The 24,731-nt window shown below is 68.5% G+C and carries 17 protein-coding genes and 1 pseudogene; 8 read left to right on the top strand and 10 right to left on the bottom strand.

The genetic code is table 11. The annotated features are described in order from the left end of the window. Positions 1-153: 153 nt before the first annotated feature. Together gshB and ACYVGE_RS01500 are read left to right on the top strand one after the other, a co-directional pair. Positions 154-1,122, top strand: coding sequence for a glutathione synthase (gene gshB, locus ACYVGE_RS01505; RefSeq protein WP_460726429.1), 969 nt, complete (start codon positions 154-156; stop codon positions 1,120-1,122). A 52-nt stretch (positions 1,123-1,174) separates the two neighbouring features. Then, positions 1,175-2,068: an energy transducer TonB gene (locus tag ACYVGE_RS01500; RefSeq protein ID WP_460726427.1), complete on the top strand. Its 894-nt coding sequence runs from the start codon at positions 1,175-1,177 to the stop codon at positions 2,066-2,068. Between the two features lie 44 nt (positions 2,069-2,112). On the opposite strand, the gene tsaB is transcribed toward ACYVGE_RS01500, so the two are convergent. The 4 genes from tsaB to mrcB all read right to left on the bottom strand — a co-directional run bounded on the left by tsaB (position 2,113) and on the right by mrcB (position 8,024). After that, a complete protein-coding gene (gene tsaB / locus ACYVGE_RS01495) occupies positions 2,113-2,808 on the bottom strand; it encodes a tRNA (adenosine(37)-N6)-threonylcarbamoyltransferase complex dimerization subunit type 1 TsaB (RefSeq protein ID WP_460726425.1) in 696 nt (231 codons plus the stop codon). 163 nt (positions 2,809-2,971) lie between these two features. Beyond that, positions 2,972-5,038 (bottom strand): ATP-dependent DNA helicase, encoded by a 2,067-nt coding sequence (locus ACYVGE_RS01490; protein WP_460726423.1) that lies wholly within the window; start codon positions 5,036-5,038, stop codon positions 2,972-2,974. Next, on the bottom strand, positions 5,038-5,637 hold the full coding sequence (locus ACYVGE_RS01485; RefSeq protein WP_460726421.1) for a hypothetical protein: 600 nt from the start codon (positions 5,635-5,637) through the stop codon (positions 5,038-5,040). The genes ACYVGE_RS01490 and ACYVGE_RS01485 overlap by 1 nt, the downstream gene beginning before the upstream one ends. After that, a complete protein-coding gene (gene mrcB / locus ACYVGE_RS01480) occupies positions 5,634-8,024 on the bottom strand; it encodes a penicillin-binding protein 1B (protein WP_460726419.1) in 2,391 nt (796 codons plus the stop codon). Before mrcB ends, ACYVGE_RS01485 begins: the two co-directional genes overlap by 4 nt. Positions 8,025-8,170: 146 nt before the next feature. On the opposite strand from mrcB, the gene ACYVGE_RS01475 reads away from it, so the two are divergent. Continuing rightward, the gene (locus tag ACYVGE_RS01475; RefSeq protein WP_460727261.1) at positions 8,171-10,273 is read left to right on the top strand and encodes a glycosyltransferase; all 2,103 of its coding nucleotides are present in this window, start codon (positions 8,171-8,173) and stop codon (positions 10,271-10,273) included. Between the two features lie 12 nt (positions 10,274-10,285). Here the strand turns inward: ACYVGE_RS01475 and ACYVGE_RS01470 are convergent, their stop codons facing one another. Further along, on the bottom strand, positions 10,286-11,902 hold the full coding sequence (locus tag ACYVGE_RS01470; protein ID WP_460726417.1) for a hypothetical protein: 1,617 nt from the start codon (positions 11,900-11,902) through the stop codon (positions 10,286-10,288). 70 nt (positions 11,903-11,972) lie between these two features. After that, positions 11,973-14,123 (bottom strand): RelA/SpoT family protein, encoded by a 2,151-nt coding sequence (locus ACYVGE_RS01465; RefSeq protein WP_460726415.1) that lies wholly within the window; start codon positions 14,121-14,123, stop codon positions 11,973-11,975. A gap of 69 nt (positions 14,124-14,192) precedes the next feature. On the opposite strand from ACYVGE_RS01465, the gene ACYVGE_RS01460 reads away from it, so the two are divergent. The 3 genes from ACYVGE_RS01460 to ACYVGE_RS01450 all read left to right on the top strand — a co-directional run bounded on the left by ACYVGE_RS01460 (position 14,193) and on the right by ACYVGE_RS01450 (position 15,845). Beyond that, positions 14,193-14,693, top strand: a complete 501-nt coding sequence (locus ACYVGE_RS01460) for a hypothetical protein (RefSeq protein WP_460726414.1) — start codon at positions 14,193-14,195, stop codon at positions 14,691-14,693. Between the two features lie 44 nt (positions 14,694-14,737). Beyond that, positions 14,738-15,184, top strand: coding sequence for a hypothetical protein (locus ACYVGE_RS01455; RefSeq protein ID WP_460726412.1), 447 nt, complete (start codon positions 14,738-14,740; stop codon positions 15,182-15,184). Between the two features lie 130 nt (positions 15,185-15,314). Beyond that, positions 15,315-15,845: a hypothetical protein gene (locus tag ACYVGE_RS01450; RefSeq protein ID WP_460726410.1), complete on the top strand. Its 531-nt coding sequence runs from the start codon at positions 15,315-15,317 to the stop codon at positions 15,843-15,845. 34 nt (positions 15,846-15,879) lie between these two features. Here ACYVGE_RS01450 and hrpA read toward each other — a convergent pair whose 3' ends face one another. Continuing rightward, positions 15,880-19,869 carry an ATP-dependent RNA helicase HrpA gene (hrpA, locus tag ACYVGE_RS01445; protein ID WP_460726408.1) on the bottom strand — a complete coding sequence of 1,330 codons (3,990 nt, stop codon included), beginning with the start codon at positions 19,867-19,869 and terminating at the stop codon, positions 15,880-15,882. Between the two features lie 218 nt (positions 19,870-20,087). On the opposite strand from hrpA, the pseudogene ACYVGE_RS01440 reads away from it, so the two are divergent. Both ACYVGE_RS01440 and recQ read left to right on the top strand, forming a co-directional pair. Then, a pseudogene (locus ACYVGE_RS01440) lies at positions 20,088-20,567 on the top strand (Dps family protein); the annotation flags it as partial. A 143-nt stretch (positions 20,568-20,710) separates the two neighbouring features. Continuing rightward, positions 20,711-22,516 (top strand): DNA helicase RecQ, encoded by a 1,806-nt coding sequence (gene recQ, locus ACYVGE_RS01435; protein ID WP_460726406.1) that lies wholly within the window; start codon positions 20,711-20,713, stop codon positions 22,514-22,516. A gap of 70 nt (positions 22,517-22,586) precedes the next feature. On the opposite strand, the gene ACYVGE_RS01430 is transcribed toward recQ, so the two are convergent. From ACYVGE_RS01430 to ACYVGE_RS01420, 3 genes are read right to left on the bottom strand one after another with little or no spacing between them, the layout of a single operon-like run. Beyond that, complete coding sequence (locus ACYVGE_RS01430) at positions 22,587-23,102, bottom strand: DUF4136 domain-containing protein (RefSeq protein WP_460726404.1); 516 nt, start codon at positions 23,100-23,102, stop codon at positions 22,587-22,589. Positions 23,103-23,152: 50 nt separating this feature from the next. Continuing rightward, on the bottom strand, positions 23,153-23,683 hold the full coding sequence (locus tag ACYVGE_RS01425; protein ID WP_460726402.1) for a hypothetical protein: 531 nt from the start codon (positions 23,681-23,683) through the stop codon (positions 23,153-23,155). Between the two features lie 2 nt (positions 23,684-23,685). Continuing rightward, the gene (locus ACYVGE_RS01420) at positions 23,686-24,516 is read right to left on the bottom strand and encodes a DUF2092 domain-containing protein (RefSeq protein WP_460726400.1); all 831 of its coding nucleotides are present in this window, start codon (positions 24,514-24,516) and stop codon (positions 23,686-23,688) included. Positions 24,517-24,731 lie beyond the last annotated feature (215 nt).

The following is a 24,731-nucleotide window of genomic DNA, read 5'->3' as shown; positions in this document are numbered from 1 at the left end:
AATTTCGCCGCTCCCGTCCCTGAATGTGCGCGGGTGCACAATCGCGACCCGGTTTGCACTTGCTGCGCCAGAACATGACGTTTTGCGGCAAGCACCGACTGGGGCGCAACCCCGCCTGCTACCATCGCCGGCATCGTTTTCACCGCCACCAACATGCCCTTCCAGCCGGGTGCCGACATCGTCGTCGTGATGGATCCGATCGGATCCATCAAGATCGCCAAGGACTCCACCTTTGCCATGCTGCTCGAGGGCCAGCGCCGGGGGCACCGGCTCTGGTACGTGCGCCCGGGCAGCCTGGCGGCCGCCGGGGGGCAGGCGCAGGCAACGGTCGCGCCGCTCACCGTGACCGACGATCCGGCCGGCTGGTACGAACTGGGCGAGTGGAGCCGGCTGGTCTTCGGCCCGGGCCAGGTCGTGCTCATGCGCAAGGACCCGCCGGTCGATACCGCGTACCTCAATGACACCCACCTGCTCGGCCTGGCGCAGCGCGCCGGCGCCCTGGTCCTCAATGATCCGCAGGGCCTGCGGGACATGAACGAAAAGCTCGCCGCGCTGGAATTCCCCCAGTGCGTGCCGCCGACCGTAGTGAGCCGCGAGGCAGCGGTGCTGAAGGCCTTCGTGGCCGAGCATGGCGACGTGGTGCTCAAGCCCCTGGACGGCATGGGCGGGCGTTCGATCTTCCGGGTCCGCGCCGGCGACGCCAACACCAACGTCATCCTGGAGACGCTGACTGCCGGCGGCCGCGACCTAGCGATGGCCCAGCGCTACTTGCCGGAAATCACCGAGGGCGACAAACGCATCCTCCTGGTCGATGGCGTGCCGGTCGACTACTGCCTGGCCCGCATCCCCCAGGGTGACGAATTCCGCGGCAACCTCGCCGCGGGTGGCAAGGGCCGCGGCCAGCCGCTGAGCGAGCGCGACCGCTGGATCGCCGCCCAGGTCGCTCCGGAATTGAAGCGCCGCGGCATGATCTTCGTCGGCCTGGACGTGATCGGCGACTACCTCACCGAGGTCAATGTCACCAGTCCGACCTGCATCCGTGAACTCGATGCGCAGTTCGGGATCAACATCGCAGGCATGCTGTTCGATGCGATCGAACGCAGGCTGGGGGCCGGAACCTAGGGGCCGGAGCCCCGGAACCCGCCTTCCCTTCTCGAGTCCAGTCCCTGTCCCCATGAGCACCGTCGCCGCCCGCGTCCCGCCCCACCCTGGCGAATATGCCCTGGGCGAGAACCGCCGCATCAGCGCCACCATGGTGTTGTCGGTGCTGGTCCACGCCATGCTCCTGCTCGGTGTGGGCTGGGCGGTGGAGAGCGCGGCGCCGGTGATGCCGACACTGGACGTGATCCTGACCCAGACCACGTCGCCCCTGACCCGCAAGCAGGCCGACTTCCTCGCCCAGGCCACCAACCAGGGCGGCGGCGAGCACGACAAGACCACCCGGCCGCGCGAAACCCAGTCGGGCCCGGCGCCCCTGCCGGAACCCGGCATCGCCCCGCGCACGCTGCGGGCGCAGTCACCCGCGCCGCAGCCCGCGCCGCAGGACCGGGTGATCAGCACCTTGCAGGCCGATACCCAGGTCGCCAAGGCACAGGCCACGCCGCCGCCCGACGAACGCGTGCTGCCGCCCGGCCGCGAGAAGATCGCCCGCGACATGGCGATGGCGCGCCTGGCCGCGGAGATCCACCTGCGCTCGGACCGCTACGCGAAACGTCCGAAGCGCAAGTTCGTATCGGCCAGCACGACCGAGTACGCCTGGGCCGCGTACCTGAGCGAATGGGTGAAGCGCGTGGAGCGCGTGGGCAACCTCAACTATCCGGACGAGGCGCGCAGCCGCCACCTTGCCGGCAAGGTCGTCATCACCATCGCGATCCGCCGCAACGGCACCGTCGAGCGCATGCAGATCGTGCAGTCGAGCGGGATCGCGCTGCTGGATTCCTCGGCCTTGCGCATTGCGCAGCTGGCCGAGCCTTACGCGCCGCTGCCGAAGACGGAAGAAAACCCGGACATCCTGCACGTCACCCGCACCTGGCTGTTCATGCCGGGCGGGGAACTGATCGACGATTGAGGTCCGGGCCGCGCGATCGACGCGATTACCTGCCGCGCATCCGCTTACTTGTTCGCATCGCGCAGAGCCTGCTGCTCGGCAATGGTGAGCGCGACGTTGTCGCGCAAGTACGCCGGTTCGGCGAATTCCGGAGCCACCGTTTCGCCACGCGCGTAGGCCAGCGCGGCCAGGCGGGCGACGTCGGCGGCATGCGGCAGCGCGGTGGCATCGATGGCGGCGAAATGCGCACGCGCACGCGCCGCCAGCGCACCGTCCTGCGCGGCGAAGCCGGTGCCGACGCCGTGCCATCCAGTTGCCTCGGGCAGGATCACCGCATCCGGTGGCAGCACCCGCTCGGCATCGAGCGCGATGGCATCGCCATCGCGCAGTTCGAACGAAGCCGCATAGACCTCGCCCATGCGCGCATCGATCGCGGCAAGCACGTGCGGCCCCGGCGCCTGCAGCGCGAGCGCTGCGAGCGTCGAGACCGGCACGATCGGCCGGTCCAGCGCGAGCGCGATGCCCTGCCCGAGCGCGATCGCCAGGCGCACGCCAGTGAAGGCGCCGGGACCGCGGCCGATCGCAATGGCATCGAGCTGCGATTTTTTCACCCCGGCCTGCGCGAGCAATTGCTCCGCCCACGGCAACGTGAGCTCGGCATGCCGCCGGGGCGCGATCTCGAAGCGCTCGTGCACTTCGCCGTCGAGCCAGAGGGCGACGGAGCAGGCTTCGGTGGCGGTTTCGATGGCTAGGAGTTTCATGGGCGGGGAACGGGGAACGGGGAACGGGGAACGGGGAACGGGGAACGGGGAACGGGGAAGAGCCTACCGTTTTTGCTCGTCATCCCGGCGAACGCCGGGATCCAGCCGTTGACTCTACGGGAACGCAAAAAGCTGGATCCCGGCCTTCGCCGGTATGACGAAATCAGTCAAGACTTTCATCGTGCGCCCGGCCTGCCTGCGCCGCTGACTCGACCGAGAAAAACCCAACCACATCCTCCACCTTGCGCGTCTTCGGCAATGGCGGCAGCGAATCCAAGAACACTTTGCCGTACGTTTTCGAGCTGATGCGCGGATCGCACAGCACCAGCACGCCGCGATCGGTCTCGCTGCGGATCAGGCGGCCGGCGCCCTGCTTCAACGAGATCACGGCCTGCGGCAGCTGTTCGTCGCGGAACGGGTTGCCGCCGCTGCGGCGAATCGCTTCCAGGCGCGCCTCGAACACCGGATCGTCCGGGGCGGCGAACGGCAGCTTGTCGATGATCACCACGCTCAGCGCTTCGCCTGCGACGTCGACGCCCTCGCGGAAGCTCGCCGCGCCCAGCAGCACGCCGTTGCCGGACGCACGGAAACGCTCCAGCAGCACCGGTCGCGGCGCTTCGCCCTGCACGAACAACGGCCAGGGACCGTCGCGCAGCAATTCCGCGGCTTCGCGCAGGGCGCGATGCGAGGCGAACAGGATGAAGGCGCGCCCGCTGGAGGCCTCGAGCACCGGACGCAGCTTGTCGACCAGGCTTTCGCCGTAATGGCGGACGGCCGGATCGGGCAAACCGGTCGGCAGGTAACACAGCGCCTGTCGCGGCCAGTCGAACGGGCTCGGTGCCAGCAGCGTGCGCGGATCGCGCAGTCCGAGCTTGGTGGCGTAGTGGTCGAAGCGGCCGCCGATCGCCAGAGTCGCGGATGTGAACACCCAGGCCGCGTGCGAGCGCTCGCGGTGTTGCGACAACGGCCCGGCGACATCCAGCGGCGTGCGGCTTAGGCGGAAGCCGCGCGCGGTGAGTTCGTACCAGTGGACACCGGTGTCTTCGCTGTCCGCCTGCTGCGAGGGCGGCGCATGGTCTTCGCCCGTCGTGGCTGGCGGGTCGTCGTGCAACGGCATGTCGAAGTCGTCGTCGCCCACCCCTTGCCCGGCGTCGCCGCGCCAGCGCCGCAGCCGCGACAGGAATTCGCGCGCGCGCGCGGCGCAGCTCTCGAAACCCGGCGCGGATTCGCGCAGCGGTTCGAGCGCGGCGGCCAGGTGTTCGAGCGCCGCGTCGAGCGCGTCGAAGGCCTGCTCCGAGGCATCCAGTTCCGCGGCGCGGCGGCGCGTGCCGCGCACCGGCAGCTCGTCCATCGCCGCGCGCAGGGCCCGCACGCCATGTTCGAGCTCGCGCGCCGGTCCCTGGATCGCCGCCAGCGAACCGGCGACGTCCTTGCATTCGGCGATCGCGTCGCGCGCCAGTTCCACCAGGGGACGCGCGCTCAGGGCCTCACCGAAAAACTGCGCGGCGAGATCCGGCAACTGGTGCGCTTCATCGACCACGAACGCCTGCGCGCCGGGCAGGATCTCGCCAAAGCCCTCCTGCTTGAGCGCCAGGTCGGCCAGCAGCAGGTGGTGGTTGACGACGACCACGTCCGCCGCCTGCGCACGCTGGCGGGCCTGCACGACGAAACAGTCGGCGAAGAACGGACACTCGCTGCCGAGGCAGTTGTCGGCCGTCGACGTCACCATCGGCAGCAGCGGCGAATCCTCGGGCAAGGCGTCGAGTTCGGAGAGATCGCCCATGCGCGTGCGCCCGCTCCAGGCGACGATGCGCTGGAACTGCACGATCTGCTCGCGGTTGGCGAACTTCGGTTCGCCCTTGGCGTGGTTGAGGCGATACAGGCACAGGTAGTTCGCGCGGCCCTTCAGCAGCGCGGTCTTCAAGCCGCGGCCCAGGGCGTCGCGCACGCGCGGCAGGTCGCGGTGGTAGAGCTGGTCCTGCAGCGCGCGCGTGCCGGTCGAGATGATGGTCTTCATCCCCGACAGCAACGCAGGCACCAGGTAGGCGAAGGTCTTGCCGGTGCCGGTACCGGCTTCGGCGATCAGCGTGCCGCGGGTTTCGAAGGCCTCTGCTATCGCCGCGGACAGGTCCTGCTGCGCCGCACGGGGCGCAAACGCGTCGATCCGCGACGCGAGCTCGCCCCCTTCGCTCAATGCCGCGCGACTGGCTTCGGCTAGGCGACTGGACATCAGTAGCGATTCAACGCGGCGACCGTACAGGCGTCGCGGCGCGTGCGTGCGGTGCGTGCGTCCGCGGCGGCGGCCTGCACGCGCGCGGTGGCCTGCGCCTCGCTTTCATCACGACGGATCACGCGATCGTTCGCGCGCAAGAGCGCTCCCTGCACGAGGGTTTCCCAATGGCGGCGGCACAGGGGACCGGTGGCGGAGCCCAGGTCGATCGCCTGCTTCGCGTAGAGCTCCGCCTGGGCGGCCTCGCCCAGCAGCAGCGCGACTTCAGCGCGTTCCTGCAGCAGGGCGGGATCCTCGGCATTGAGCTGCAGCGCGCGGTCGAGCAGGTCGGCCGCGTCGCGATACATGTGCTTCGCCTCGAGTTGCTCGGCCTGCTGGCGCAGGTCCTCGACCTGCGGGTCGCGCAGCGGCTGCACGTCGAGCTCGGTCGGACTGGCCGCCCCTGCCGCACGGATGGTCCGCACCAGCGCGGCGGCATCGAATGCGGGGGCATCGGATTCGGGGGCGGCAGGTTGCGGCGCCGGAGTCACGCAACCGCCGAGCACCAGTACCCCGGGCAACAGCCACGAACCGCGCGGGGTCGAGTGCAATCGGCTCATTGCTGGTCCGGCGGCGGAGGCGGTGCCGCGTCGCCCTGCTTGTCGTCGTCCTTGCGGCCGAACCCGAACCAGTCGCGCCAGCCACCGCCCTGCTCTTCCTGCGCTTCGGCCTGCATCGGGCACGGCGCGTACTGCGGCGCGAAACCGGCGACGAAGGCGAAGCGGCGCGCGCCCGCGCAGTCGGCGTCGGTGGTGTTGCTGCCGACCACCCACTGCCAGTCGACACCCTTGTCGCCCATCTGCAGCGAGGCGCTGGGCAGGCGCGAGAAGATCGCCGACCACACCCGCATCGCACCGGTGGCGCCGTACAGGCCGGTTTCCTTGTTCTGGTCGTTGCCTACCCAGATCACGGCGAGGTGGTCCCCCGTCCAGCCAGCGAACCAGCTGTCGCGGCCGTCGTTGCTGGTGCCGGTCTTGCCGGCGGCATTGAGACGGCCCAGGCCATCGCGCACCAGCTGCGCCGCGGTGCCGCTGGTGACGGTCTGCTGGCCCGCGATGGTGATCAGGCGCGCGGCGATGGCATCGCCTTCCTGCGCCGGCGCCGGCTTGGTGTCGTAACGATTGAGGGCGCGGCCATTGGCGTCGAGCACGCCGCGCACGGCATGCAGGGGCTGGATCTGGCCGCCACTGGCGAGGAACTGGTACAGCTGCGCCATCGCATACGGGCTCTGGTCGAGCGCGCCGAGGATCAACGACGGCCGCGGCTCGGCCTGGATGCCGGCGAGCGTGCGGATCAGGTCGGCGATGCGCTCGGGCGCGACCTTCATGCCCACGCGCACCGTGGCCTGGTTGTAGGACATCGCCAGCGCGTCGATCAGGCGCACGCTGCCGTGGCTGCGGCCATCGGAATTGCCCGGGCTCCACTTCTTGCCACGGCCGAGGTCGACGGTGACCGGGGAATCGTCGACATAGCTGGCCAGCGAATAGCGGTCCGGCGTCGCCAGCGCGAGCAGGTACACGAACGGCTTCAGCAGCGAGCCCACCGGACGCTGCGCTTCCACTGCACGGTTGAAGCCGTGCTCGCTGTACACGCGGCTGCCGACGACGGCAATGACTTCGCCGTTGTGCACGTCGGTCACGACCAGGCCGGCCTGCAGCGGCGGACGACGCTTGTTGTCGAGATCCTTGAGCGTGCGGGCCACCGCGCCTTCGGCGAGGGCCTGGGCCGATGGCGACATGCCCGTCATCACGCTCAGGCCGGCGCCGACGAGCTGGTCGGCGGGGTAATCGCGCGCCAGCTGGCGGCGGACGAGATCGACGTAGGCCGGGAAGCGGTTCGGCGCGAGGCTGCCGGGCACCTCGGTGATGCCCAGCGGCGCCTTCAGCGCGCGCTGGTATTCCTTCTCGTCGATCAGGTTGGTTTCGCGGAATTCGCCCAGGGCGAAGTTGCGGCGCTCCAGCGCACGCTCCGGATTGCGGCGCGGGTCGTACCACGACGGGCCGCGCACGATGCCGACGAGCAACGCCACCTGCTCGGTGCTCAGGTCGCGCAGGTCGCGGCCAAACCAGAATTCCGAGGCCGCCGCGACGCCGTGGATCGCCTGCGAACCGCGCTGGCCGAGGTAGACCTGGTTGAGGTAGGCCTCGAGGATGTCGCGCTTCTCGTAGCGCGCATCGATGATCAGCGCGTACAGGATCTCGTTGAACTTGCGGCTGAGCGTCTGCTCCTTGCCGATGCCGAGCAGGCCGCTGCGGGCAAGCTGCTGGGTCAGGGTGCTGGCGCCCTGCTTCGTGCCGGTCGCGGTCTTGAACGCCGCGCGCAGCATGCCGCTGAAGTCGATGCCGATGTGGTGGTTGAAGTCGCGGTCCTCGACCGCCTGCAGGCCGGTGACGAGCAGCTCGGGTACTTCCTCGATGCGGACCAGACGGCGCTCTTCCTGCTTCTGGCCGTAGAGCGTGGCGATGCGCGCCGGATCCAGGCGCGCCACCTGCAGCTTGCCCTTGCCGGCGACATCGCGAACGCTGGCCACGCGGCCGCCGGACACCACCGCTTCGATGCGCCGCGCCGGCACCGCACCGTCGACGTCGTTGAAGCCGCGGCTGGAAATCCTCCAACGCCCGCCGTTCTGGGAATAGCTGCCTTCGCGGCTGCCATCGCCCTCGTGGTAGCCCGCGGCGTCCAGCTCGGTCTTGAGCGTGCGGGAGTCCAGCACCAGCCCCGGCCGCAACGCCAGCGGGCGCGCATAGACGCGGGTCGGAATCTGCCACTGCAGGCGTCCGAAACGCTCGGTCACCTGGTGGTTCAGGTACAGCGTGTAGGGGATGAGGAAGCCCAGCCCCAGGCCCATCGCCGCCAGCGACCAGGTGACCAGGCGGCGCTTCCACTGTCCCGTTTCGTCGCCGTCCGCCGGGGCGCCGTCTTCGTCTTCGTCGTAATCGATTGCCACGAGATGCCAAAATAACCGGGCTTGGCCCGAACTGGGCGAGTCTAGCGCAGGCGGATCGTGGCTCCCCGCGCCGGCAGTCCCGGTTCCGGCATGCCGGTTCACGCGGGATTGAGGCAGTCATCGAAACGGAGTTGGACGCGAATCCCATGGGCATGAACTGGACCGACCTGCGGTTCTTCCTCAATCGAAGCGCGGGGCTGTTCAGGCGTGGACTCGCAAGCCTGCGCACGCGCGGGCTGCGGGCATCGTGGGCGCGCGTGCACAAGCACCTGCGCAGCGCACCGGTGTCGCAGCGGCGCGCGCTCTACTTCCCCGAGGCGGCGGCGTTCGCCCCCTTCGCCCTGCCCGCGGCATCGGCTGCCGCACCGCGGGCGAGCATCGTGATCCCGGTGTTCAACCAGTTCGCGCACACCCTGGCGTGCCTGCGGGCGCTGGCCGCGCACATGCCGCGCGCCTCGGTCGAAGTCATCGTCGTCGATGACGGCTCGTCGGACGAGACCGAGGCCGCGTTGCTGCAGGTGGCCGGGCTGCGCTACCACCGCCGCGCGCGCAACGGCGGCTTCATCGCCGCCTGCAACGACGGCGCCGCCCTGGCGCGCGGCGACTACCTGGTGTTCCTCAACAACGACACGATTCCGCAGCCGGGCTGGCTCGATGAGTTGCTGAGGACCTTCGCGGACCACCCCGACTGCGGCCTGGCCGGCGCGCAGCTGCTGTATCCGGACGGCCGCCTGCAGGAAGCCGGCGGGATTGTCTTTGCCGACGGCAGCGCGCACAACTACGGCCGCTTCGAATCGCCCGACGATCCGCGCGTTGCCTTCCTGCGCGAGGCCGACTATTGCTCCGGCGCGGCGATCGCGGTGCCCCGCGCCCTGTTCTCGCGACTGGGCGGCTTCGACACGCGCTATGCGCCGGCGTACTACGAAGACACGGACCTCGGCTTCGCGGTGCGCCAGGCCGGGCTCCGCGTGCTGTACCAGCCTGCCTCGCGCGTGGTGCACATGGAGGGCGCGACGGCGGGCACGGATACCAGCAGCGGCATGAAGGCGTACCAGGTACGCAACCGCTCGGTGTTCCAGGAGAAATGGCACGAGGCGCTCGCCGTGCAGCCCCGCGCCGACACCGATGCCGATGCCGCCGCCGTCCGGCGACGCCATCCCACCGTGCTGGTGATCGACGAATCCACGCCGCGACCCGACCGCGACTCCGGTTCGCTGCGCCTGGTCAACCTGATGCGCCTGCTGCGTGGTGAAGGCGCGCACGTGGTGTTCCTGCCCGCCGATCGCGCGCACGACGGCGCCTACACGGAGGCGTTGCAGCAACTCGGCATCGAGGCCTGGCACGCGCCCTTCGTCCAGAGTCCCGCGGCATGGCTGCGCCGGCATGGGCACCGCTTCGACACGGTCGTGGTCTGTCGCCATTTCGTCGCCCGCAACTTCCTGCCGATGCTGCGCCAGCACGCCCCACGGGCCCGGGTCGTGTTCGACAGTGTCGACCTGCACTACCTGCGCGAACGCCGCGGAGCCGAGCTCGCCGCCGACCCCGCGCTGCTGCGCGCCGCCGAGCGCACCCGGGCGCTGGAACTGGACGTGATCGCCCGCAGCGACGCCACGCTGGTGGTGAGCGAAACCGAGCGCGCGTTGCTGGCCCACGATGCCCCGCAGTCGCGGGTCGAAGTGCTGTCCAACCTGCACCATGTCGCCGGACCGGGCCGTCCGTTCGCGCAACGCCACGACATCGTCTTCGTCGGCGGTTTCCGGCATCCGCCCAACGCCGACGCGGTGCAATGGTTCGTGTCGGCGGTGTTTCCGCTCATCCGCATGCGCTTGCCCGCGGTGCGCTTCCATTGCATCGGCGGCGACGTTCCGGACGAAATCACGATGCTGGCTGCGCAGCCGGGGGTGGTCGTGCACGGGCACGTGCCCGACATCGCGCCCTACATGGACGGCGCGCGGATCGCAGTGGCGCCGCTGCGCTATGGCGCGGGTGTCAAGGGCAAGGTCAACCTGAGCATGGCGCACGGACAGCCGGTGGTGGCGACCTCATGCGCGGTGGAAGGCATGCACCTGCGCCACGCCGAGGATGTGCTGGTGGCCGACGACGCCCAGGCGTTCGCGGATGCCGTGCTGCAGGCCTACCAGGACGAAACCTTGTGGCGACGACTCTCCGCCAGCGGCCTGCTCAACGTGGAGCGCCACTTCTCACTGGATGCCGGACGCGATGTGGTGCGTCGCGTGCTGCTGGCCTGATCGCCACCGCGGTCAATACGAATCCTCCCGGTCCGCGGCGGCCGCGGCCATGCGCAGGCGATCCGCAAACGCGGCGAGCCCCGCCGCATCGGGATCCAGCGAACGCGCGGACTGCAGTGCGGCCTGTGCGCCGGCTATCTCACCGGCGCTGAGGCGCTGGTCGCCGAGCGCGATCCAGCGTTGTGCGAGTTCACGGCGACCGGCGCGCACGGCGCCGGTTTCGCCTTCCAGGGCGCGGCGCGCGTCAAGACACGCGCCCGCACGTACCAGGCGATTGCCGCGCAGCGCTTCGTTGAAGCATTGCATTGCGACGGGTGCCAGGCGCGCTGACGCCGCCTTGACCCCTGGGTCCTGCGGCGCGATCGCGCTCGCGGCGCGCAGCTTGTCGAAGGCGCTGTCGCCCGGCGGCGTGATGAGATCGCCGCGGGCCTGGGCGTTCGCGGCATCCGCCAGCAGTTGCGCGACGCGCCTGCGTTGCGATGCCGTGGGCGCCGGGACGGCGACCTGTCGTTGCGATTGACGCGCGCGAACGAGATGCTGCTGCGCTTCGGCAATGGCCGGCACCTGCGCGGCTGACGTGCCCGCTACCGTGCCCGCTATCGTGCGCGCCTGCGCCAGTTCGGCCTCGGCCTCGGAAAAACGGTAGTCGGCGGCGAAACGATCGCTGCGCTGGGCATGCGCCGATGCGACCGCATGCACGCCGCGTAGCGCATCGGCGTCGTCCGGATTTACCTGCAGCGCAGCCTCGTAAGCCTCCAGGGCCTGATCGAGTTCCTTACTTGCAAGATGATGATCTGCCTGCCTGCGCTTCTCTTCCGCGGCACGCGTCAGCGCGGCCAGCAGATCGGGGAGTTCGACATGGCCGGCATCGGCGGCCTGCACGCGCCGCACCACCGCGGCGGCGCCGGCCGCATCGCCCGCGGCCAGCTGCGTCTTTGCCTGCTGCAGCAGGTCCGAGAGCACGTCCTCACGCCCTTCCAGCGCCCCGATGCGATCGGGCTCCAGCTCGAGCACGCGCTGGTACAGCGGCAAGGCGCCATCGCTGCCTTCGAGCTTGCCCGCCGCATGCGCGCTCGCGGCCATGCGCAGCAGTGCGTCGATGCCGACCGAGCCGGCTTCGGCGCGCCGCAACTGCTCCCGCAACGCATCGGCCTGCGCACGCGGCACGGACAACTCGTCGGCGAGCTGCAAGGCCTCGTGTGCGCGCGCGAACTGGCGGCGCGCAACCGCCGCGCGCGCCTGCGCCAGCGCGGCCTGGCCCACGCGGTCCAGCCCGGCGCGCGCGTTGGCGCGGTCGGGATCCAGCGCCAGTGCGGCCGCGTAGAGCTCGCGCGCGCCGCTGCCATCGGCGGCGGTGAGCCGGCCCTGGGCGAGGGCGCGCTCGGCCTGCATGCTCAGCCGTTCGGCGCGGGTCTGCGGCCACAACCAGTCGGCCAGCGGTTGCCGCAGGCCGAACAGGAGCACGGCGAAACACAGGGCGATGGCGATGATCCATTGCCAGTCCCACGAGCGGAGTCGCCGTGCGATGACATTTGCACCCGATTCGTCGAAACGCCCCAGCGACAGCGGGCGTCGTTGCGAACGTTCGGGGTCGGGATCGTGACCGGGACCGGGATCGTGCATCGTCATTGCGGCGAGGATAACGCCATGCGAAACGGAGGCCGTGAGCGCAGTCAGACTTCGACCCGGTTAACAGGCGTCAGGTGCGGTTGGCATGTTCCACGCCGGGAAGCGCCGAAAGCTTGCCGAGCAGGGCCGACAGTTGGCCATAGTCGTTCACGCGCAAGCGCACGCGCAGGCGTACGTGCGCGCCATTGCGCTCCAGCTGGCTGCTGATGCTGGCGACATGGGCATTGGCCTGCGCGATCACGTTACTGACTTCCTTCAGCAGCCACTTGCGGTCGAGCGCCAGCACTTCCACATCCACTTCGTAGCCGCCGCCCTTGCTGCCCCATTCCACCGGCAATTCCCGCTGTGGCTGCGCCGCGACGAGGCGCAGGTACGAGGGACAATCCGGACGGTGCACGCTGACACCACGGCCGCGGGTGAGGTAACCCACGATGGGTTCGCCGGCCACTGGCTGGCAGCAGCGTGCGAGCTGCACCAGCAGGTTGCCGACGCCCTCCACGGTGAACTCCGTACTCCCCCGCGCCACCTTGCGCGGCGCGCGCGGCACCTGGATGCCGGTAGTTGCGGATTCGTCCGGCACCGTCGCCGCGCGCTCGAGTTCCAGCAGCACGCGACCCACCTGGTGCGGGCCGACATCGCCCAATGCCACCAGCACGTGCAGGTCGCCGTCGCTGTCGACGTTGAAGCGTTGGTGCACCGGCGCGAGGTCGGCGCCGAGCAAGCCGAGCCGGCGCAGTTCCTTGTCCAGCATCTCCTTGCCTTCCTGCTCGTTGCGCGCACGGTCGAGCTTGTGGAACCAGGCACGCACCTTCTCGCGCGAACGCCCGCTCGCGAGGAACCCGTTGGCTGCGACCAGCCAGTCGCGCCGCGGTTCCTCGGTCTTGCCAGTGAGGATCTCCACGCGGTCCCCCGTGCGCAGCTTGTGGTCGAGCGGCACGATGCGTCCGTCCACCTTGGCGCCCCGGCAACGGTGACCCACCTGCGTGTGCACCAGATAGGCGAAATCGAGCGGCGTGGCGCCCACCGGCAAGTCCATCACCTCGCCCTTGGGCGTAAGCACATAGATGCGATCCTCGACCAGTTCGTTGTCGAACTCGCCGCTGAGCGCGCCCTCGCCTTCCTCGAGCAGCTTGCGCATCCACGCGATCTTGCGATCGAACGCCGCGTCGGCGCTCTGGCTCCCGGCCTCCTTGTACTTCCAGTGCGCGGCAACGCCGAGCTCGGCCTGCCTGTGCATGTCGAAGGTACGGATCTGCACTTCCAGGGTCTTGCCTTCCGGCCCGATCACCGCCGTATGCAACGAGCGGTAGTCGTTGCGCTTGGGCCGCGCGATGTAGTCGTCGAACTCGCTCGGGATCGGCGCCCAAGTCGAATGCACCACGCCGAGTGCGGCGTAGCAGGCGGCGACATCGTCGACCAGCACGCGCACGGCGCGCAGGTCGTAGAGCTCGCTGATCGGCACGTCCTTGCGCCGCATCTTCTTCCAGATGCTGTAGATGTGCTTGGGACGTCCCGCGACATCGGCCTTGACGCCCTGCGCGGCCATCGCCTGCTGCAGCGTCCGTTTCACCGCCTCGATGTAGCGCTCGCGGTCGCCGCGCTTCTCGTCCAGCAGGCGCGCGATCTGCTTGTAGGTATCGGCTTCGAGATAGCGGAAGGCGAGGTCTTCCAGTTCCCACTTCAACTGCCAGATGCCCAGGCGATTGGCCAGCGGCGCATGGATGTCGCGGGTGAGTTCGGCCAGCGCGCGCTGCTCGGTTTCCGGTAGCGTGCCCGCGTTGCGCATCCGCGCCAGTTGTCGCGCCAGCAGGATCGACACCACGCGCAGGTCGCGGACGATGGCCAGCAGCAGGCGGCGCAGCCCTTCGTTGCTGGCATGCGATCCGCGCTCGGCATGCAGCGACCACACCTGCGACGCCGCGTTCTGGCCCTCCACGAGCGCGGCGACGGCCGGGAACTTCTTCTCGATTTCCGCGGCGCCCGCCGGGGGCGGGCAATCGTGCAGGAGTGCGGCGGCGACGGTTTCGCCATCGGCGCCGAGCCTGGCCAGCGACGCCAGCGTCGCTTCGACGATCGGCTGCGCATCGCGCATCACTACGTCCGCGTCGCCGTATGCCGCCTGCAACGCGCGCCGCAGCGGCGGCGCAATGGCCGCTGCCGCCTGCGCGGTGGCGGGCGACGCAAGCAGGGCATCCAGATCGATGGCGGAAGCGGAAATCACGGTGGGGGCGTCGCGATGAAATCGTAGCGGCCGGTCTACACTAGCCCCCAACCGTCCGGAGGAACAGTCATGCCCTCGATCCGCCTGCGTCCGCTTTGGCATTCGCTCATGTTCGTGGCCCTGGCCGCGGTCGTTCCCGCTGCCTTCGCCCAGCCGCCGATCGAACAGCAGATGAATCCGGCGCAGTTCAAGGCCGCGGGCCTGGACAAATTGTCGCCACAGGAGTTGGCCAACCTCAACGCCTGGCTCAACAACACCCTCGAAGTCGAGACCACCAAGGCCGCGACCATGGCGAAGGAAAAGGTCGAAACCGAGAATCGCGGCTTCGTGAGCTTCGGCAAGACCGATCCCATCGTCGCCAGGATCGTCGGCGAGTTCCGCGGCTTCTCCGACGGGCGCAGTTGGACCCTGGACAACGGCCAGGTCTGGGAACAGGTCGATTCGGCCTCCCTCGCCGGCGTGCACAAGACCGATCCGCAGGTGCGGATCACGCCCGCCGTAGTCGGCAACAAGTGGTACATGCAGATCGAGGGTTACAACACGCGCGCCGGCGTGCGCCGGGTCAAGTGATGGCCGGCGGCAAGCTCCAATGCATGCGGCTGTTTGGATTCGCCATGGCCTTGCTGGCCCTGGCCGCCCCCATTGCCGCCTTCGCCGAACGCCCCTACGTAGCCATCGAGCAACGCCTTTCCGCTGAACAGATGCGGGCGACGGGGCTGGACCAGCTCACTCCGGAACAGCTGTCCCTGCTCAACCAGTTGCTGCGCGAGGAGCAGGCGACGGTCGCCGCCGACAGCGCGGCGACGGAGCGCTCCCGCAAGCTCCACGAAGCCGATGCTCCGGTAACCAGCACGCTGAAGGGCGAGTTCCATGGCTGGAAACCCGGGACCGTGTTCGAATTGGCGAACGGCCAGCGCTGGCGCGTGGTCGACGGCGAGTACGTCACCAGCACGCGCCTGCAGAATCCGAAAGTCACGGTGCGGCCCGGCGCCCTCAGCAGCTGGTTCATCCAGATCGAGGGCGTCAGCATCGGCACCAAGGTCAGGCGGGTTGAACCCTGATGCGGGCACGCCCCGCCTGACATATTCCTGAAACCTGCCTCGGACAACATGGCGCGTTTTCAAAGGCATGCTCAGTGGCATGTTTCCAGCCGCGCGCGAAGCGTCCGGCTGGCGCAAGCGGAGGAACACCATGTTGCGACAGATGCTTTTGGGCGCCGCCCTGGCCCTTGCGGCTGCAATGCCGGCACAGGCGCAGGATTCCCCGGTCCGTCTCGAACAACGCCTGAGCCCCGAAGAAATGCACGAGGCCGGGCTGGACACGCTCACGCCTGCGCAACTGGCGGCTTTGAACCGGCTGCTGGTCGAGAAAGCGGCAACGCCTGCAGCGGCAACGCCTGCATCGGCCCCGGCACGCACCGCAGCCGCCACCGACCAGAGTGCCGATCCAAGCGCCGACCAGAGCGCCGATCAAAGCCGCACCTATGTCGGCCTGGACGACCGGCCCATCCACAGCCGCGTGAAAGGCAGCGTGGCCGGCTGGGAACCTGGCACCGTGTTCGCGCTGGAGAACGGCCAGCAGTGGAAGGTGCTCAAGGGCAGCATGAAGCTGCGCGCACCCATGGAGGCGCCGGAGATCGTCTTGGTTCCCGGCATCGCAGGACGCTGGTTCCTGCAGGTCGATGAAGACCTGCCCAAGGCGCGCGTCTACCGTATTGACTGAGGCGTGACTTGACAGGCGTGACGCGCTGCGGCGCTCAACGCCGCAGCGATGCCAGCCGCTGGACCAGCTTCTTCGGCGACACGCCGCCGCGCGCACCCAGCTCCTGCGCGAACAGCGAGACGCGCAGCTCTTCCAGGTCCCAGCGCAATGCCTGCCATTCGGGCACGTCCGCTTCACCCTGCTCCGTCGCCAGCGCCAACGCATCGGCGAACGGCTTGAGCTCGAGCATGCGGGCCTGGTCGCGGGTGGGATCGCGCAACGCGCGCTCGCCGCGTAGCGACAGGGCCTTCAGGTAACGCGGATATTCGCGCAGCGCGTCGGCAGGCACTTCGCGCAGGAAGCCGGGCGGCGTCAGCGCCGCCAGGTGCGCGCGCATGTCGTCGAGGTTGCCGCTGGCCCAACCCATCAGCGGCGATTCCAGCTTCGCGCGCACCTCGGCCACGGCGGCGAGGATCACTTCGGCCTGGCGCAGGCGTTCCATGGCCTCCGGGAAGAGCTGCTTCGCGACAAGTTCGCGGCGTTCGGCGAAGGCGGCTGCATCGCGGATGTCGGCCAGGCCATCGCGGGTCAACGCGTCGAACGCACCATCAACGAGGTCGCCGCGCAGGCGATCGCCTTCTTTCAAGCCATCGGTGCGGGGCGAGGCGGATTCGATCGCGGCATAGAGCAGGCCGATCTTCGGCGACACCGGCAATTGCTTGCGCGCCTGCTTGAGCTTGTCGGCGAGCGCGATCACCAGCAGGCGGCGCACGCCGCGCGGATGCGCGCGCTGGGCAACGTCACGCTCGGCATGCACGCGCAGCGACACGCTGTCGCCGTCGTCGTGCAGCGCCGGATACGCAGGCACACCGCCCGCGCCGGGAACCGAAGCCGGAATGGCCGCCTCCGGAAACGCCGTCAACCCCGCCTGCGCCAGCCCGTCGGCCGCCTTCGCCGCGAACGCCGCGGCGGCGCGCTCACCGAAGCGGCGGCGCAGGTCGTCGAGGTCGCGCGACTCCGCCAGCACGCTCTTTCCATCGCGATCGAGCAGGCGCAGGTTGATGCGCAGGTGCGGTTCCAGCGTGGCCTCGTCGAAATCGATCGTAGCCACTTCCACCCCGGTGAGCTTGCGCAGGAAGCGCGCCAGTTCGCCCGTGAGCGAGTCGGCGCCGGGCTGTGCATTCGCCTCGTGGAACGCGCGCGCGAAATCCGGCGCCGGCACGAAGTTGCGCCGCAGCGTCTTCGGCAACGACTTGATCAGTCCGGCCGCCTTGTCGGCGACGAAGCCGGGCGCGAGCCACGACAGGCGCGCCGGATCGAGCGCATTGAGCAGGTGCAGCGGCACCGCGACGGTCATGCCGTCATCGGGTGCGCCGGGCTCGAAACGGTATTTCACCGCCAGCCTTGCATTGCCGAGCGTGAGATAAGGCGGGAAGCGCGCGGCCTCGGTTTCGCCACCGATCATCAGGTCGTCGAACGACCATTCGAGCTTCGCCTTCTCCGCCGGCGGCAGTTTGTTGTACCAGGCGTCCAGCGCCTGCGCGTTGTGCACGTGCGGCGGCAGGCGGTCGAGGTACCACTGCGCCATCCATTCCTCGTCGACGACGAGGCCGGCGCGGCGCTGCTTGGCCTCCTCCTCGTGCGCCTTCGCCAGGGTGGCGAGGTTGCGCGGCAGGAACGCACAGCGCGTGTTGATCTCGCCGGTCACCAGCGCATCGCGGGCGAAGATGACGCGGCTTTCCTCCGGGAACAGCGCGCCGTAGTGCACCGGGCGCTTGGGCGCGAGGACCAGCCCGAACAGGCTGATCTGCTCGCTGCCGACGACACGGCCCTGCGATCGCGCCCAGTGCGGATCATGGTGGCGCCGCGACAGCAGGTGCGGCAGCTCGCTGATGGCCCAGTCCGGTTCGATCGTGGCATTGGTCAGCGACCACACCCGCTCGGTATCGAGCAGCGTCGCCGAGAGCAGCCACGGTGGCGGTTTCTTCGCCAACGGCGAGCCGGGGAACAACTGGAACTTGCGCCCGCGCGGGCCGTCGTAGAAGCCCTTGTCGCCGCGCTGGCCGATCTGCGTCGGCAGGCCGGCAATCAACGCGCGATGAAGCGTGGCGAAGGCGGCATGGTCGAAATCACCCATGGCGCCACGCACCGGCCATGCCAGCTCGTCGCACAGCAGCTTCAGCTGGCGGTGCAGTTCGCGCCATTCGCGCATGCGCAGGAAGCCGAGGAAGTGCTTGTCGCACCACGCGCGCAGCTTCGACTGCGTGAGTTCCTCGTGCGCGGCCTGGTAGGCATCCCACAGCTTGAGGATGCCGACGAACTCGGAGCGCGGATCGGCGAACTGCGCGTGGGCATTGTCGGCCGCGGCGCGCTGGTCGGCCGGTCGCTCGCGCGGATCCTGGATACCGAGGAAGGCAGCGATGGCGAGCATCTCGCGCAGGCAGCCGTGCGTGTTGGCGGCCACGAGCATGCGCGCGAGCTTGACGTCCACCGGCAGGCGCGCCATCTGCTTGCCGATGGTCGTGAGCTGGCGTCCTCCGCCTGCAGTATCGATGTCGACGGCGCCGAGCTCGGCCAGTTGCTGCCAGCCATCGGCGACCGCACGCGGATCGGGCGGCTCGAGGAAGGGGAAATCCTCGATGCGCCCCAACCCCAGCGACAACATGCGCAGGATCACGCCTGCCAGGGCGGCACGGCGGATTTCCGGGTCGGTGTAGCGCGGGCGTGATTCGAAGTCGGCTTCCGAGTACAGGCGGTAGCAGGTGCCCTCGGCGATGCGGCCGCAGCGGCCCTTGCGCTGGTCGGCGCTGGCCTGCGAGATGTCCTCGATATGCAGGCGGTCCAGCTTGCCGCGCGGGCTGTAGCGCTTGATGCGCGCCATGCCCGGATCGACGACGTAGCGGATGCGTGGCACCGTCAGCGAGGTTTCGGCGACGTTGGTGGCGAGCACGATGCGGCGCTTGGTGCCGGGATTGAAGACGCGGTCCTGGTCGCGCACCGACAGCCGCGCGTACAGCGGCAGCACTTCGGTTTCGCGGTACTTGCGGCGCTCCAGCGATTGGTGCGCGTCGCGGATCTCGCGTTCGCCGGCGAGGAAGATCAGCACGTCGCCGCGCGGATCCTCGCGGGTGATCTCGTCGCAGGCGCCGACGATGCCGTCGTTGACCGTGCGCTCGCCGTCATCCTCGCCATCACCTTCGAGCGGCCGGTAGCGGACCGTCACCGGGTAGCTGCGGCCTTCGACATTCACCACCGGCGCGTTGTCGAAGTGGGCGGCGAAGCGCTCGGTGTCGATCGTGGCGGAGGTCACGATCACCTTGAGGTCGCGACGCCGCGCAAGCAGCTGCTTGAGGTAGCCGAGCAGGAAATCGATGTTGAGGCTGCGTTCGTGCGCCTCGTCGATGAGGATGGTGTCGTACTGCGACAGCCAGCGGTCGGACTGGATCTCGGCGAGCAGGATGCCGTCGGTCATGAACTTGACCGCGGTCTGTTCGCCCACGTTCTCGGTGAAGCGGACCTGGTAGCCGACCGCGCCGCCCAGCGGCGTCTTCAGTTCTTCGGCTACGCGCCGCGCCACCGCGCGCGCGGCGATGCGGCGCGGCTGGGTGCAGCCGATCATCCCCGCGGCGCCGCGGCCGGCGGCGAGGCACAGTTTCGGAATCTGCGTGGTCTTGCCCGAGCCGGTTTCGCCCGCGATCACCACGACCTGGTGTTGGCGGATCAGCTCGACGATGCGTTCCGCCTCGCCGGCGATCGGCAGCGACGGATCGACGGGCGCCTGCGGCAGCGCGGCGACGCGGGATTCGCGCTGGGCCACGGACACCGCAAGCGCCTGCGCGAAGGCAGACTGGGCCTTGTCGTCGGCCGGCTTGCCGCTCCAGCGCGACCACAGGCCGTGCAGCCGGCCGCGGTCGCGGCTCAGGGCGCCATCGATGGCGCGGCGGGCCTGGCGCAGTTCGGCCTCGCGCACGGGATCGGCCGGCCGGGCCTCGCCCCTGCCGCCCCGTCGTGACGCGGGCTTAGCGTTTGCATCGATAGGGTTCATCTATCCAACTGAAAGAAATAATCCACTTCAAACCGTCCACGTGCCGGCCTATTGTCGCCGCAAGCACCCCGCGCAGGCACCCCGCGCAAGCACCCCACTCAAGTACCCCACGCAAGTAACCCAGGGAGATCAGCATGGCCAAGAAGAAGTCCTCGAAGTCGGATTCGCCCGAGTCCGGATCTTCGAAACCGAAGTCCGTCGAGACTCCGACCGGCAATGCGCCCGCCATCGATATCGGGATCAGCGGCAGCGATCGCAAGAAGGTCGCGGAAGGCCTGGCGCGCTTCCTGTCCGACAGCTTCACCCTGTACCTGAAGACCCACAATTTCCACTGGAACGTGACCGGGCCGATGTTCAACGCCCTGCACCTGATGTTCGAGACCCAGTACAACGAACAATGGGTGGCCCTGGACGAAACCGCCGAGCGCATCCGCGCCCTGGGCTACAACGCGCCGGGTTCGTATGCCGAATTCATCCGCCTGTCCTCGATCCCCGAGGAGCCTGGCCTGAGCGACACGGCCGCGTGGCGTGAAATGGTCCGCCAGCTCGTGACCGGCAACGAGGCGGTGGCGCGTACCGCGCGCAAGGTGCTCAAGACCGCGGACGACGCGGGCGACGACCCGACGGTGGACCTGATGACCCAGCGCCTGCAGGTGCACGAGAAGAACGCGTGGATGCTGCGATCGCTGCTGGAATGACCCAGGCCAGCCCCCGCCTGCGCTCCCGGACCCCCGCATTGCGGGGGTCTTGCGTTTTGCAACCACGCGAATTCGGACAAATCCGGGGCACCTGCGCGGCAATGCCTCAGGGGCGTGAGAACCGCGGCCTTTAGAATGGGCGCATGTCCGATTCCGCTCTCGACCTCCTCCGCCGTATCTTCGGCCACCGCGAATTCCGCGGCGAACAAGCCCAGATCGTCGAGCAGGTCGCCAACGGCGGCGATGCCCTGGTGCTGATGCCCACCGGCGGCGGCAAGTCGCTGTGCTACCAGTTGCCGGCACTGCTGCGCGAAGGCTGCGGCATCGTGGTGTCGCCGCTGATCGCATTGATGCAGGACCAGGTCGAGGCGCTGCGCCAGCTCGGCGTGCAGGCGGCGTACCTGAACTCCTCGCTCGACGCGACCGAAGCCGGGAATATCGAACGCCAACTGCTAAACGGCGAACTCGACCTGCTCTACGTCGCCCCCGAGCGCCTGCTGACGCCGCGGTTCCTGTCGCTGCTCGATCGCGCGCGCATCGCCCTGTTCGCCATCGACGAGGCCCACTGCGTGTCGCAATGGGGGCACGACTTCCGCAAGGAGTACCGCGAGCTCACCGTGCTGCACGAACGCTGGCCGCAGGTGCCGCGCATCGCGCTCACGGCCACCGCGGATGAACCGACGCGGCAGGAAATCGCCGAGCGCCTGGCGCTGGAAGACGCGCGCCGCTACGTCAGCTCCTTCGACCGGCCCAACATCCGCTATCGCGTCGTGCAGAAGGACAGCACGGTGCGGCAGCTGCGCGACTTCCTGCATGACCACCGCGGCCGGAGCGGCATCGTGTACGCGTTCTCGCGCAAGCGCGTGGACAGCATCGCCGGACAATTGCGCGAACTCGGTTTCGATGCCCTGCCCTACCACGCCGGCATGGACGCGGCATCGCGCGCGGCCAACCAGCGTCGATTCCTGCAGGAGGACGGCGTGGTGATGGTGGCGACGATCGCCTTCGGCATGGGCATCGACAAGCCGGACGTGCGCTTCGTTGCCCACGTCGACCTGCCCAAGTCGGTGGAAGGCTATTACCAGGAAACCGGACGTGCCGGACGCGATGGCGAACCCGCCGAAGCCTGGCTCTGCTACGGCCTGGGCGACACCATCAACCTGCGCCAGCTGATCCTGCAGTCGGAAGCGGGCGAGGAACGCAAACGACTGGAACTGCGCAAGCTCGATGCACTGCTGGGCTATTGCGAGTCCACCGCGTGCCGCCGCCAGTCGCTGCTGGGCTGGTTCGGCGAAGCGCACGCAGGCGCCTGCGGCAACTGCGACAACTGCCTGGAACCGCCGCAGAGCTGGGACGGCACGATCGCGGCGCGCAAGGCGCTGTCATGCGTCTATCGCAGCGGCCAGCGCTTCGGCGCGGCGCATGTCATCGACATCCTGCGCGGCGTCGGCACCGAGCGCGTGCAGCAGTTCAGGCACGATCAGCTCAGCACCTGGGCCATCGGCAGCGATCTCGACGAACGCCAGTGGCGCAGCGTGTTCCGCCAGCTGGTCGCCCATGGCCTGCTCGAAGCGGATGTCCATGGCGCGTTGTTGCTTACCGAAGGTGCCGGCCCCGTCCTGCGTGGCGAGCGCAGCCTGCATTTCCGCGTCGAGCAACCCAAGCAGCCGCGGCGCAGGCGCGATCGTACGACTGCTGCCTCGGACCAGGAATTCGACCTGCCGCCCGACGCGCTGGTGCGCTTCAACGCCCTGCGCAGCTGGCGCGCCAATACCGCACGCGAACAGAGCGTGCCGGCCTACGTGATCTTCCACGACAGCACCTTGCGGGCGATCGCGATGAGTGCGCCCGAAGACCTGGACGAACTTGCCCGCATCCCGGGCATCGGCGCCGGCAAGCTCGACCGCTATGGCGAGGACGTGCTGCAACAGCTGTTCGACGCGGCGTGAGTGACGGACGCGCGGTCAACGCAGGCAATCATCAACACCCCGCGACTACAAAGCCTCAGGGAGATCAGCTTCATGGCGGGAAGTTCGCAAACATCTTGTCGAGCCCCGCCGTCACCGCTGCATCCACTTTTTCCGGTGAGTTCGGCACCGTTCCACTCGCGCTGCCGCGCCATACCGCCTGCTTGGTGCGAGTGTCGAACATATCCACCACCAGCGTTCCAACGGTGTAGTTGCGCACGGTCGTGGTCGCCGAACCCATGCCGCCCCAGCCGCGATAGCCCCAGCCGCCCATCCCGGTGCCGCTATAGAAGGTATCGATGGACTGCTGCTGCGCACGCGATATGTTCGCGACCAGGGCTATGTCGCCATCAGGCGCCTGCGTCCAGCCCTTCGCCTGCAGCCGGGCGTCGATGCCCTCCACGATCCGTTGCGTCACGAGCGGCGAGGTGCCTTCGGGCTTTTTCGCCCAGTAGTAGGTCTTGTACGAACCGAATTGCGCCGACGGATCGTGGTCCGTGGTCACCGTCGGTGTAGAGGCGCAGCCGGCCAGCAGCAGGAGTACGAATGCCATGGCAATGGATTTCATTGGAGTGCTCCGCAGGATCGAGTGACGGACATGCTGGGAGAGAGGCTTCTTCAGGGCGCATTGACCACTACGTACTGCACGTTCGTGCCCGAGTACTGCGGCTGGTACCAGGTACTTCCGCACTGCTGGTAGGCAATCCCGTTGACCACGGTGCTCACGCAACTGGGCGGCACCGAATACACGATCGACCCGATCACCGCACTGGTGACTGCAACGGCCGTGGTCACCGCCGCCGCCCTCGCAACGGGATGATCCCAATCGTTCCATCCGTTATTGTTATCGACGTCCACGTGGACGTCGCGGTTGACATTCACGTTGGTGTTGCGATTGACGTTGCGGTTCACGTCGCGATTGACGTTCTGGTTGCGGTTGACGTTCTGCGTACTGCGCTCCGCGCCGCCGCCTGCGCGGGCCTGGTGATTGACGCTGCCGTGTGCGGAGGCACGGGCACCTCCGCCACCGCCGCCACGGCCTCCGCCGCCGCGTTGCGCCTCCACATTGGAGATGCCTGCCACGGCAACCGTCGCGAACAGCAGCAGGGCCAAGTGCCAACGGCGAGTTTCGTTCCTGGAAGCGCTCATGATCACTTCTCCTCCACGACGGCCACGCCGGTTTTGACCAGCTTGAGCTGGTGCGCGTCGGCGGGCGGCGAGAACTGGAACACGGTGGCATCCACGGGCGTCCGGGTATCCCAGTGCAGCTGCGCCCTGTATTGCGGCAGCGACGGGTCATCGCCACTGATGATCACCAGTTTCTTCGGCAGTGAGGTTTCCTGCGAAATCCAGACCTGCCAGTCGGCATCTTCCTGGCGGAAGGCGTACTGATCCACGCTTTCGGAGTCGAGCGTGGCCGGCCCGACATAGGCGGCCTCCTGGATCTGGTCCTTGGGCGCGTGTTCGGTGCCCCAGAAGAACATGTCGGCCAGCGGGAATTCGATTCCGTACTTCTCGGCAGCGTTGACGACCAGCTCACCCAGCGTGTGTGCCTGCGTGTCCGCTTTGGCGTAGTACTTCAGGCGCGGCGAATAGATCACCAGCTGCTTGCCATCGAAGTACACCTGGCGCTGCTTCCGGTCGCTGCTTATCTCGACGAAGAGCTTGTCGGGTTGCTGCACCCGGTAACGCACCTGCTCGTCGAGCTCGATCTTCTGGCCGTCGTCGAGTACTACCTCGGTGGTGGCGTCGGAAGTCAGCGAGAATGCCTTGAGCGAACGAAGCGCCTGACCCATCTTGTCGAGGGCGGCCAGCGCCTGCGGATCGCGCAACTCAGCAGCGGCAGCCTCGGTCGCCTCGGCTTTCTTGGTTGCCTCGGTCGCTTCGGCTTTCTTCGCCGCCTCTGCTGGCATCGCCGTCGCGCACACCAGCGCAAGCGAGCACGCCAGCGGCAAATACATGGGTCGTAGCTTGGTGGACATCGTCGTCTCCTGAGGGCAGTCGGCTTTCACGGTGGCCCATTCGCTTCGTGCGCGACGCGCTGGTGTTCCGGGATCGATTTCGTCAAATGAACGGCGCGAAGTCGTTGATCGTGCCGGCCAGCGGCCTGATCAGGCGGCGATGCGGTGGCGCCGTCGGATGCCTGCGCGGTACCGGTTGAGGGATTCGGCACCGTCTGTCGTTAAAGACCGATGAA

The organism is Lysobacter rhizosphaerae, assembly GCF_054779795.1.
The sequence above is the reverse complement of the archived record's forward strand: the minus strand, read 5'-3'. Positions and strand labels throughout refer to the sequence as shown.

Coding starts and splice junctions, on each gene's coding strand:
- gshB (WP_460726429.1), top strand. CDS start 154: ATGCCCTTCCAGCCGGGTGCCGACATCGTCGTCGTGATGGATCCGATC.
- ACYVGE_RS01500 (WP_460726427.1), top strand. CDS start 1,175: ATGAGCACCGTCGCCGCCCGCGTCCCGCCCCACCCTGGCGAATATGCC.
- tsaB (WP_460726425.1), bottom strand. CDS start 2,808: ATGAAACTCCTAGCCATCGAAACCGCCACCGAAGCCTGCTCCGTCGCC.
- ACYVGE_RS01490 (WP_460726423.1), bottom strand. CDS start 5,038: ATGTCCAGTCGCCTAGCCGAAGCCAGTCGCGCGGCATTGAGCGAAGGG.
- ACYVGE_RS01485 (WP_460726421.1), bottom strand. CDS start 5,637: ATGAGCCGATTGCACTCGACCCCGCGCGGTTCGTGGCTGTTGCCCGGG.
- ACYVGE_RS01475 (WP_460727261.1), top strand. CDS start 8,171: ATGGGCATGAACTGGACCGACCTGCGGTTCTTCCTCAATCGAAGCGCG.
- ACYVGE_RS01470 (WP_460726417.1), bottom strand. CDS start 11,902: ATGACGATGCACGATCCCGGTCCCGGTCACGATCCCGACCCCGAACGT.
- ACYVGE_RS01460 (WP_460726414.1), top strand. CDS start 14,193: ATGCCCTCGATCCGCCTGCGTCCGCTTTGGCATTCGCTCATGTTCGTG.
- ACYVGE_RS01455 (WP_460726412.1), top strand. CDS start 14,738: ATGGCCTTGCTGGCCCTGGCCGCCCCCATTGCCGCCTTCGCCGAACGC.
- ACYVGE_RS01450 (WP_460726410.1), top strand. CDS start 15,315: ATGTTGCGACAGATGCTTTTGGGCGCCGCCCTGGCCCTTGCGGCTGCA.
- hrpA (WP_460726408.1), bottom strand. CDS start 19,869: ATGAACCCTATCGATGCAAACGCTAAGCCCGCGTCACGACGGGGCGGC.
- recQ (WP_460726406.1), top strand. CDS start 20,711: ATGTCCGATTCCGCTCTCGACCTCCTCCGCCGTATCTTCGGCCACCGC.
- ACYVGE_RS01430 (WP_460726404.1), bottom strand. CDS start 23,102: ATGAAATCCATTGCCATGGCATTCGTACTCCTGCTGCTGGCCGGCTGC.
- ACYVGE_RS01425 (WP_460726402.1), bottom strand. CDS start 23,683: ATGAGCGCTTCCAGGAACGAAACTCGCCGTTGGCACTTGGCCCTGCTG.
- ACYVGE_RS01420 (WP_460726400.1), bottom strand. CDS start 24,516: ATGTCCACCAAGCTACGACCCATGTATTTGCCGCTGGCGTGCTCGCTT.